At 53.0% G+C, this 10,453-nt stretch carries 6 protein-coding genes and 2 tRNA genes; all 8 read left to right on the top strand.

Annotated features, from left to right (window positions below):
* The first annotated feature begins 8 nt into the window (after nt 1-8).
* The 8 genes from PGL01S_RS27415 (at nt 9) to PGL01S_RS27380 (ending at nt 10,341) form a co-directional block, all read left to right on the top strand.
* A tRNA-Lys gene (locus PGL01S_RS27415) sits at nt 9-81 on the top strand.
* A gap of 16 nt (nt 82-97) precedes the next feature.
* Nucleotides 98-182 (top strand) — tRNA-Leu (locus PGL01S_RS27410).
* Nucleotides 183-498: 316 nt separating this feature from the next.
* The gene (locus PGL01S_RS27405) at nt 499-2,301 is read left to right on the top strand and encodes a sensor histidine kinase (RefSeq protein WP_127498370.1); all 1,803 of its coding nucleotides are present in this window, start codon (nt 499-501) and stop codon (nt 2,299-2,301) included.
* The gene (locus PGL01S_RS27400; protein ID WP_164775608.1) at nt 2,294-3,904 is read left to right on the top strand and encodes a response regulator transcription factor; all 1,611 of its coding nucleotides are present in this window, start codon (nt 2,294-2,296) and stop codon (nt 3,902-3,904) included. The genes PGL01S_RS27405 and PGL01S_RS27400 overlap by 8 nt, the downstream gene beginning before the upstream one ends.
* Nucleotides 3,905-4,017: 113 nt before the next feature.
* A complete protein-coding gene (locus PGL01S_RS27395) occupies nt 4,018-5,361 on the top strand; it encodes an ABC transporter substrate-binding protein (RefSeq protein ID WP_127498366.1) in 1,344 nt (447 codons plus the stop codon).
* 68 nt (nt 5,362-5,429) lie between these two features.
* Entirely contained in the window at nt 5,430-6,308 is an 879-nt protein-coding gene (locus PGL01S_RS27390; protein ID WP_127498364.1) for a carbohydrate ABC transporter permease, read from the top strand.
* A complete protein-coding gene (locus PGL01S_RS27385; RefSeq protein WP_127498362.1) occupies nt 6,308-7,126 on the top strand; it encodes a carbohydrate ABC transporter permease in 819 nt (272 codons plus the stop codon). The genes PGL01S_RS27390 and PGL01S_RS27385 overlap by 1 nt, the downstream gene beginning before the upstream one ends.
* A gap of 146 nt (nt 7,127-7,272) precedes the next feature.
* Nucleotides 7,273-10,341 (top strand): discoidin domain-containing protein, encoded by a 3,069-nt coding sequence (locus PGL01S_RS27380; RefSeq protein ID WP_127498360.1) that lies wholly within the window; start codon nt 7,273-7,275, stop codon nt 10,339-10,341.
* Nucleotides 10,342-10,453 lie beyond the last annotated feature (112 nt).

Below are 10,453 nucleotides of genomic sequence, written 5' to 3'. Positions count from 1 at the left end.
TTATTTGAGAGCCATTAGCTCAGTTGGTAGAGCACCTGACTTTTAATCAGGGTGTCGAAGGTTCGAGTCCTTCATGGCTCACTTTACCTTGCTTTTTGCGGTTGTGGTGGAACGGCAGACACGCTATCTTGAGGGGGTAGTGCCCACCGGGCGTATGGGTTCAAGTCCCATCAACCGCACCATATGATTTGAAATTACGGAGCCTTGCTTAGCAAGGCTCTTTTTTGTTTTTCCGAAAGGATATGGAGCCTAGTTATATCAGTCAAAAAATTGAACATGGAATTAACGATAAATTGAATTGCAGGTATTCTGCCCAGACGGTATAATGCATCATCACCATTTGGCATCGATTTCATGAAAAGCGAGGGGTAGCATGATCGGTTGGACGAGCTCTACACAGGTTGGTCAAAAATTACGGACAGAGGATAAGGTCCGGATATTTGGAGTAATGGATGACTCCGTCTTTCCGGCGGGTAAGAGTCAGGAAGGTCCGCTGCCATGAAGGTAATCAAGTGGCTTTTCGTCAACCGGAGTATTCGGACAAAGATTGTTTGGAGCAGCGTAATCACGTCTCTCGTCCCGATGCTTGTGCTGTCTTATCTTTTTTACGAATCAAGCACGAAATCGCTGGAACGTACGATGTACCGCAGCACCAGCCAGAATGCGCAATATGTAGCCGGCTATTTGAATCAGTACTTTCGAGATCTGTCCTCTTCGGCGCTGCAGGTGTACGGTTTCCCCCGTGTCATGAATTTGATGGAGCACGGCCGTAACATGAACGACGAGGATTTCTTTGCTCTTGGCGAGTCGCTGAAGAACTACTATGCGCTTGTCTCCAATAAGAACAAGGATACCGTCATTAAAGTCATGATTTTTGGCAAGGACAATAAGCTGAAGGACTTTTGGTCGAGAGCGGCCAGTTATGATTCTATCCCTTTTAACGAGAGCATCCCCCATTACGAGGACATGCTCGATTTGCCGTTCCAGAACTCACTCTCCTTTTCCTACAGGGATTCTTCGTTTAAGCAGGATTTTTTCGTATTTGCCATTACGATCTATGACCCGTTCTACCATAGTAAAATCGGCACGCTTGTTTTTTACATTCAGGTCAAAGAGCTCGCTAAAGTAATCGAGGCGAATAACCAGTCTCCGAATGTCATCGTGCTGCGCAACTCCAGGGGCGAAACCTTCTACCATACGAGCGACAAATACGATGGTATTGTACCTTCATTCGACATGCCGGATGCCAAGCTGAAAAAGAAGCCGAAGGAGATCCGCTTCGAGCAGCGCCAGGATCTGCTCGTCAGCACCTCTTATCTGGATAACGGGAACTCCACGCTAACCATCATTTATCCGAACGAAGAACTGGCCCGCCATCGCAATAATACGCTTCTGATCGCAATCGGGGCCTTGGTATTTGCGGTTGTGTGCATTTCGCTGCTGTCGCTCTTTGCCCAGCAGTATTTGACACGACCGATTAAACGGCTTGGTCAGGCGATGAAAAAGGTGCGCAACGGCAACTTCCACGTCACGCTGTCACAGCCGTACCGTTACCGGGATGACATATCCGAGCTGACCCGAAGCTTCAACTTCATGACGGAAAAAATACGGGAGCTGATCGAGCAGCGTTACCAGATGCAGCTTCGGAACAAAGAGGCTCAGCTGCTTGCTCTGCAAATGCAGATTAACCCGCACTTCTTGTACAATACGCTTCAAACGATTGGCGGCAAGGCGGTGCTGATCGGAGATTATGAAATTCCGGAGATGTGCCGTTCTCTTGGCGACTTGTTCCGCTACAGCTTCTATGAGGGGAATACGGAGTCTACAATCCGGCAGGAGCTGGCGCATGTCGGCAACTATTTGTATATTCAGCAGTTTCGGTTTGAGGAGTCGCTGCGCATGGAGTTTGACGTGCCCGAGTCGTTAATGGAAGTCTCCACGATTCGTTTCGTTATGCAGCCTATTATAGAAAACGCGGTCATACATGCGCTTGGCGGGCCGGATGACGCGCAGCTGCTCATTCGGGTCAGGGCTGAAACGGACGAAGGGACAATCGTATTGTCCGTCAGCGATAACGGTCCGGGCATAGCGCCAACCAAGCTGGCGGAGCTGCGCAGCGATATGGAGAAGAAGTCGATGGAAGTATTCTCGGGGGTCTCGATTGGGTTGAAAAACGTTCACGAGCGCATACGGCTTGCATACGGCGATTCGTATGGCCTCGAATTGGACAGCAAGCTGGGCGAAGGAACGGTTATTCGTATCCGAATTCCATGCAGAAAGCGGGGAGAATCTCATGTTTAAGGTAATGGTCGTTGATGATGAGCCATGGGGGCGCAAATCGGTTGGCAAAATGATAGATGAGCTGCAGCTGGATGTCGAGGTTGTCGCGGAAGCCCGAAACGGCGCGGAAGCGCTGGAGCTCATTCCGGTCAGCAAGCCCCATATCATCGTAACGGACATGAATATGCCGGTCATGAACGGCCAGCAGTTCCTCGAGCAATTGTATCACCGGTACAACCATATTAAGGTTGTCGTGATCAGCGGTCATTCGCAATTCGAATATATGAAAGCGGCCGTTGCCTACCAGGCATGCGAATACGTGCTGAAGCCGGTGTCGCATGCAGACCTGAAGGATGCCATGGTCAAAGCTATACAGGCCAGCCGCAGTCATATGAGCGTCGAGCAGCGCCAGCAATTCGCAAGCGAAATGCGCAAGCTGCGTACCGAGACGTTTCTGCAAAACGTGACGGGACGGCGAATAGTGGGCAACGCCGATATCGTCTCCCAAGCAGCGGAGCTTCTCACGAGTCCGCCTATAGGCCGCTATCGGCTTGCCGTCTGCATGTTTCGAAGATTCCGCGAGCTCTCGGAAACCAAGTTCAACGGCAATGCGGACCTGCTTATGTTCAGCATCGAAAATATGATGAACGAATTGACGAGCGGCGCGCCGCTATACGTTTTCAAATCGGACGACCGTCAGCGTCTTTGCCTGCTGTTGTCAGAGCCGGCTATGGACGGCGGGACCGTGCGGGAGCTGCTGCTTCCCTTCCACGAGACAACGAGCCGCATGCTGCAGCTATATGCCGTCGTTGGACTAAGCGATCCGCGCGAACGGCTGGACCAATTGCCGGAGGCTTTCGAGGAAGCGAGCGAGCGTCTGTACGACAGCCCGCTGCGTGGAAGCGAGTTCGTGGTAAAAGCAGCCGATACGCCGCGGGAGCTGCGGGAGCGCGGCGAGATGCTCGGCGGCTTCGACGCGAAGCTGCTGCAGCAAGCGATCGTCGGCGGACAAACGGCTTCGGTTCGCAGAATGCTTGGCGAGTTTGCGCGCAAAGCGGAGATATCGGAATCATTGTCCATCCGGAGCGCGCAGAAGGAGCTGCGCAAGCTTGGCGCTGCCGCCGGAAACGAGTGGCCGGCTATTGCCGCAGCCAGTCTGTTGCTGTCCGATCAACGCGCGATTGACAGCGTGATGACGCTCTCCGCGCTTCACGCCTACGTGGCTGAGCTGTCAGCGGCTATAGAGGCGCATATACACGCCAGGGCGGCTTCGAATGATGCGGCTAATCCCATGAGCGAGATTGTGGCGTATTTGGACGGGCATTATTTCGAAGATGTCGGACTGATCGATATGGCAACCCGCTATCATATGGACCCGAGTTACCTGAGCCGGCAATTCAAAGCGGCAACAGGGGAAAATTTCATCGAGTATGTAACGCGCAAGCGCATGGAAAAGGCCTGCGAGCTGCTTCGCGAATCCGATCATAAGGTAAGCGATATTGCCGAGCTGGTCGGTTACGAGAATCAACGGTATTTCAGCCAGGTATTCAAAAAATTTACCGGGCAAACCCCATCGGAATTTCGGGAGTCGCCGATGCCAGAATTCCAGCCTGCAAAAAATTGAACATCGCATCTCCAATTTATTTTATTCCTGCAGCCGCCGACAATCAGTAAACTGAGCATCAGGACGAACGAGAACGCTCGATCCGAGAACATCAGACAAAGGGGATATGGAAAATGAACAAGAAACTCGGCCTTGGTCTCAGCGTTGCCTTGATGACCGCGCTGCTGAGCGCTTGTGGCGGAAATAACGGCAACAATGCCGCAAGCCCGGCTAATACGGCTTCGGCGCCCGCCAACTCGGCAACGGAATCGGCGAGCGCGCCGGCAACGGAAGATACCGAACCGGTTACCATCTCGTTCATGCATTTCAAGAGTGACGCGACGGACGGCATCAACAAAATCGTCGAGCAGTTCGAAGCGGAAAATCCGAATATCAAGGTGGACGTACAGCCGGTCAAGTTCGATGACTACGCCACTCTGCTGAAGACAAAGCTCGCCAGCGGCGATATCGTTGACGTATTTACTTTAAACGCCGGCAGCACGACCAAGCTGTACAAAGACGGCGGTTACCTGGAAGACTTAACCGACCAGGCATTTATGAAGACCTTCGATCCGGGCGTGCTCGCCGAGCAAGCAACGGACGGCCGCAACTACATTATGCCGCTGAACGCAGGGCCAATCGCCGTATTTTATAACAAGAAAATTTTCGCCGATCTCGGTATCGAGATTCCTACGACATACGATGCGCTTATCGCGGCAGCGCAAAAAATCAAAGATTCGGGCAAAACGCCGTTCGCGCTTGGCTGGAAAGACGGCTGGCCGCTTGGCATGTGGCTGAGCCGCGACTTCCCGAGCAACACGGTGCTCGTAGACAAGCAGACCGATTTCTTCGACAAGCTGGAGAAGGGTGAAGCGAAGTTCGCAGACAATCCAGCCACGAAGACAACGATTCAGCATGCCCTCGACATGTTCAAATACGGCAACAAAGACCAGCTTGGCGTTGACTACAACGGAGCGGTCGACATGTTTGCCCGCGAAGAAGCTGCCATGATGTACATGGGCACCTGGCCGCTGCCGGACATCGAGAAGAAAAATCCAGAGCTGTTCGCAACCGGCATGGGTTACTTCCCGTATCCGTTCAGCAATGATCCGGCGCTTAACAAGCTGGAATTCAACCCGGACGCTTCCGTAGCGGTGAACAGCAAATCCGAGCATAAGGAAGCCGCGATGAAATTCCTTGCTTACTTGGCTAGCGTTCCCGCGGCAAACACGTGGGTAGAAAACGTGAAGACGTTGACTTACGTCAAAGGGGCTTCGGCTGACATCGCTCCGGCCGTATCGGATTTGAAGCCTTACTTCGATAACGGTCAGCTGTACAACTCGCAAGTGTATATTACGACAACGATCGACTGGACGACGCAGTTCTCGCAATACGTGCAAAAAGTATTTTTCAACAAGGCAACGGCAGACGACATCATTAAGGATCTCGACGATTGGGTTGCCAAAAACCATAAATAATAGAGCACTGGCGACGCGAACGGCATAGGTACAGCCTATGCCGTTCCTTTCGGAAAGGAGAGAAAGCGATGGAAGTCTTGAAAAAAACGATTCGACGCGAGATGTGGTATGTTCTGTTCCTCGTTCCGGGCGTTCTGTTGTTTACGTTCGCCGTTATCTTGCCTTTTGTAACGGGAATACGTTATTCGTTCACGAACTGGGATGGCATCTCCCGCAAGTTGACTTATATTGGCTGGGACAATTACGTGAATGCGCTCCAAGACGCCGATCTGTGGACGGTTCTTGGCAACACGTTCAAATATGCGATCATTCTAACGCTGCTTGTCAATCTTGTTGCGCTTCTGTTCGCGCTGCTGCTCGACAGTTATTTGCCGCTGCGGAATTTGTTCCGCACGATTTTCTTTTTGCCAAGCGTTATATCGGTCATACTCGCCGGCTTCATCTGGAGCTATAACTACAGCCAAGGGTTCCCGAGGCTGCTCGCCCATCTCGGGATGGACGTAACCAGCCCGCTGGGCAATCCCGATCGCGCCCTGTATGGTCTAATCATTATCGCCGTCTGGCAGGGCATTGGCGCGCCGATGATTATCTACATTGCCGGCCTGCAGGGCATTCCGGCCGAGTTGTCGGAAAGCGCGCGCATTGACGGAGCAGGGCCGCTCCGCGTGTTCCGCAACGTTACGCTGCCGCTGCTTGCGCCGTCGGTGACGATCAACATGCTGCTCGTCCTGACCGGTTCGCTGAAGGTATTCGATCTCGTGCTTGTTACGACAAACGGCGGACCGGGCTTTGCTACCGAGGTGATCTCGACGTTTATTTATAAAAACGCGTTCTCCTCGTTTAAGGCAGGTTACGGCATGGCGTTATCGATGATTTTCTTTGTCATTCTGGTCATCGTAACGGTCGTGCAAGTGACGATATTCAGAAAGCGGGAGGTGGAGATGTAATGAGAAGCACGCGATTGCTTGTGTTTATTGCCGTTGCGGCGGTTGCCGCCGTGTTTCTGTTCCCGCTCTACGTGGCCGTGCTGATGGCGCTTAAATCGGCGAAGCAGACCTTTGATTCCTTTTACGCGCTGCCGCCGTCCCTGGATCTGGCCAACTTCGTTCATGCCTGGGATACGTCAAAGTACCCGACCGCGTTTCTGAACAGCGTAATCATCACCGTCCTTTCCGTGCTGCTTATACTGATCATCTCCGCTTTGAGCGGTTACGCGATCGCGCGCGGCAACAAGCCGCTCTACAATTTCTTTTTCCTGTTGTTTCTTTCCGGCATGATGGTGCCTTTCCAGGTTACGATGCTGCCTCTCTACCAGCTAGGCAAATCGCTTGATATGCTGAACAATTATTGGGGAATCGTCGTGATCTACGGCGGATTCGGCGTCCAGTCCGGGGTTCTGTTCTTTACCGGCTTCGTGCGGGGGATTTCGCGGGAGATTGAAGAGGCGGCCCGCATTGACGGCTGCTCTACGCCGGGGATTTTCGTCCGTATCGTTATGCCGCTGCTGAAGCCCGTGACCGCGACGGTGCTTGTCCTTAACGCGCTCTATATATGGAACGACTTCTTGCTGCCGTTATTGTATCTGCAAAGCAAAGACTTCCGGACGATCCCGCTGCAGCAGTACTTCTTCTTCGGGCAGTACAGCAGCGACTTGAACCTTGCGTTTGCCTATGCGGTGATGGGGCTTATCCCGATTATCGTCTTCTTCCTGTTCATGCAGCGTTTCATTATCAAAGGGATTGCGGCCGGGGCGATCAAAGGCTGAGGCGCAATCGAAAATGAATACCGGCTAAGCAAAAAAGCGGACATCGATCACACAAATAATTGGATTATTTTGGTCGGATGACTGTCGTACAATGGGTGGCGAGAGCAGGGTTGTCTGCTCATCACCACTCATTAGGAGGGAAAATAATGAGAAAGAATGGCATGAAGGTTGTGCTGCTTCTCTCGCTGCTCCTGTCGGTATTGCTGCCTGTCGGCACCCGTACGACGTATGCGGCACCCGTGTCGATCTCTCAGACGGGCAATATTGTAACCGCTACCAACGGGACCATTACGGTTGCGTACGACCTGTCAACGGGTAAAGGCACGTTTAAGGAAGGCAGCACAACACTCATCAGCGATTTTTACTCGGACTATGCGATCAGCGGAAGCCCGACCAGATATAAGTCGACCGATTCGGCGACCCGGACCGCAAGCTGGACAACAACCGGTACCGACGGTTATGGCACAAGCGGCAAGCTGCTGACGATTACGAATGCGCTTGCGTCGGGATCCACGATAACGCTGCGCATCACCATGTACGAGAACCGTTCCTATATCCTCACGGATATGACAGTCAGCAAAGGGACTTCGCAGACTATCGACTTCCTAGAGCCAATCGCGGCCAATAATCTCGACATCGGCTCCGGCAGCGACAAACGCATTTATACAACTCCTTATACGAACAACTACGATTTTGGCGTAGCGCCGGTTAACGATTTCGGCAACAGCCAGAACGGCGACGACCGTCCGTACGGCGCGGGCGAAACCTGGTCGGCGTTCAACGGCAAGAGCTACTGGGTTGCGGCCATGTTCGACAATGCCAGCAAGAAGGGCGTCGTCGCCGGAGCGGCTACGACAAAGACGTGGAAGAGCATGCAATACCTGGCCCCGGCCAGCGCGGCAAACGGTCCGCTCACCGGATTCTCAGTATATAACGCCGGCGGGAAAAAGAGCGGTACGTCCGTCGCGAGCGATAAGTTTTTCCTCGGTTATTTCACGGACTACCGCGACGGACTGGAGACGTTTGGCCAGGCTTATGCCGTTGGCGAGCCAAAGCTGAATTGGACCGGCGATGTGCCAATCGGCTTCAACACGTGGTACGCGTATTACACCTATGGTACGGCGGACGCGATGCTTCCGACAACGGATTATTTTTACTCCCATCTGAAGTCGCTTGGCTATAATTACATGAATCTCGATTGCTGCTATAAGGGCGTGCCTGCCAAGACGCCGGTGCAGAATCTGAAGGACTTCGCCGATTACGTGCACAGCAAAGGGATGAAGGCCGGCACATACTCCGCTCCGTTCGCGATCTTTGATCCTCTGACGGACACGGTGCCAACAACTTCGTATACATTCGGCGACATTGCGCTTAAGGATGCTTCCGGCAACCCGATCAAGTCGTACATCAATACGTATATCGTAGATGCGACGCATCCCGGCGGTCAGGCGTACTTGCGTTGGATCATGCAGACGCAGCATATCGACCCGGGCTTTGATTACGTGAAGCTCGATTTCATCGACCTCGGCATGTATGAAGGCAGCTTCTACGATTCCACGAAGAACGGGATGGAAGCCTACCGGATCGGCATGCAGGTCATGCGCGATACCTTGCTCGCGGCGCCGCAGGACATCTACATCAACGAATCGATTGCACCGCTGCTGCCATCGGGTTACGCGCATGGGCGCAGGACGGGCGTCGATACGACAATCGGACTGGAATCGTATCCCGGCATTGAGCGCCAGGCGCTTAACACGGCGGCTTCCTGGTGGACGAACGGTACGTTGTATTCGTACAATGACCCGGACATGCTGTTCCCGGAAAGCGTGATCGACGGCTTTAATAAAGTAACGTTGAACGAGGGAACGCTGCTGTCCACGGCCATTATAATGGGAGGCGGTCATCTCCTTATAGGCGACAATGTGCCGTTTATATCGGAGGATCGGATGAAGACGCTGTTTAACTCCGATCTGCTTAATCTGGTGAAGGCCGGCAAGGCGGCCCGGCCGGTGTCGATGACGAACTTCTATCATAAGCTCGAGCATCCTCCGACTGCGGTATACTTAACGGCGGCGAATGGCGATAAATACGTTGGGCTGTCCAACTGGGATATGAACAATTCGCAAGGCGCATCCGTAGCGTTCAGCGATCTGGGCCTTAGCTCAAGCACGGCCTATACGCTGACCGAGCTGTACAGCAAGACGAAGCTTGGCACTTATACCGGCAGCTACAGCCGCACGCTGAAGCCGGGCGAGTCGATTATCGTGCGCGTCTCCCCGCAATCCAGCTCATGGCCAACGGCTCCTGCGAATCTTGCCTCCGGCAAGGCCGCAACTGCTTCGTCTGCCTGGTCCGCCCAAGCCGGCTTTGAAGCTTCCAAGGTGACGGACGGCAGCCAAGCGACAAGGTGGAGCGGGGAGAACGGCACGGCTAACAATCAATGGATCGAAGTTGACTTCGGTACCGGCACAAGCGTTAATCGGGTCGTCGTGAACGAGTACGCTTACGGCAGCCAGAACTTTCAGATCGATACGTACGCCCTGCAATATTGGAACGGCTCAAGCTACGTGAACCTGACGAAGGGCTTTACGATTGGCGACAGGCGAGTATTCGACTTCCCGACCGTAAACACGTCCAAAATCCGGCTGTATATCAATAAAGCAAGGTTTATCCCGTCGATTAACGAGATTGAAGCTTATAATGTGAGCGGCAATACGGGCTTCATCATTGATCAGGACAACAGCAACGCCTCGTACTCCGCGTATTCGGATATTCGTGCGGGAATTCAAAGGATGCAGACGTTTACGTTAACCCAATCAAGCCTGCCAAGGCTGGATGTCTACTTGTATGAAAGCTATGTAAACAAGGTGCCGGAAGATAACTACTATCTGGATATCGTTCAGCTCGATGCGAGCAACAATCCGGTGCAAAAGCTGTTCAGCGCTTCGCTTAATCCGAACAATATACCGGGAGCAGCGACGCCTTACGCGGTATATCCGCGTTTGACGGGGCTGGACACCACGAAGAAGTACGGACTAATCTTACGCTCTCCGCAAACGCTTGACGACAACTCGACAAACAACAAGTACGGGTTCGCTTACAGCGACAGTAATCCGTATGCCGGCGGACTCGAGCGGCTGTCGACGAACGGAGGAGCAACCTGGACAACCGAGAACAGCGGCAATCGCGATTTGATCTTTACGATCTACAAGTAACAAAGGAAAAATAGCCGACTAAAAAGGTGCCCCGCAGACAGGCGATACGGCTGTCGCGGGGGCCATTTTTGCCGCTTAAGAGAGCCGCGAAGCCAATGAAAAATAACTGTTG

The organism is Paenibacillus glycanilyticus NBRC 16618, from assembly GCF_004000805.1.
Classification (GTDB): domain Bacteria; phylum Bacillota; class Bacilli; order Paenibacillales; family Paenibacillaceae; genus Pristimantibacillus; species Pristimantibacillus glycanilyticus.
This window is presented reverse-complemented; position numbering and strand designations above follow the sequence as displayed.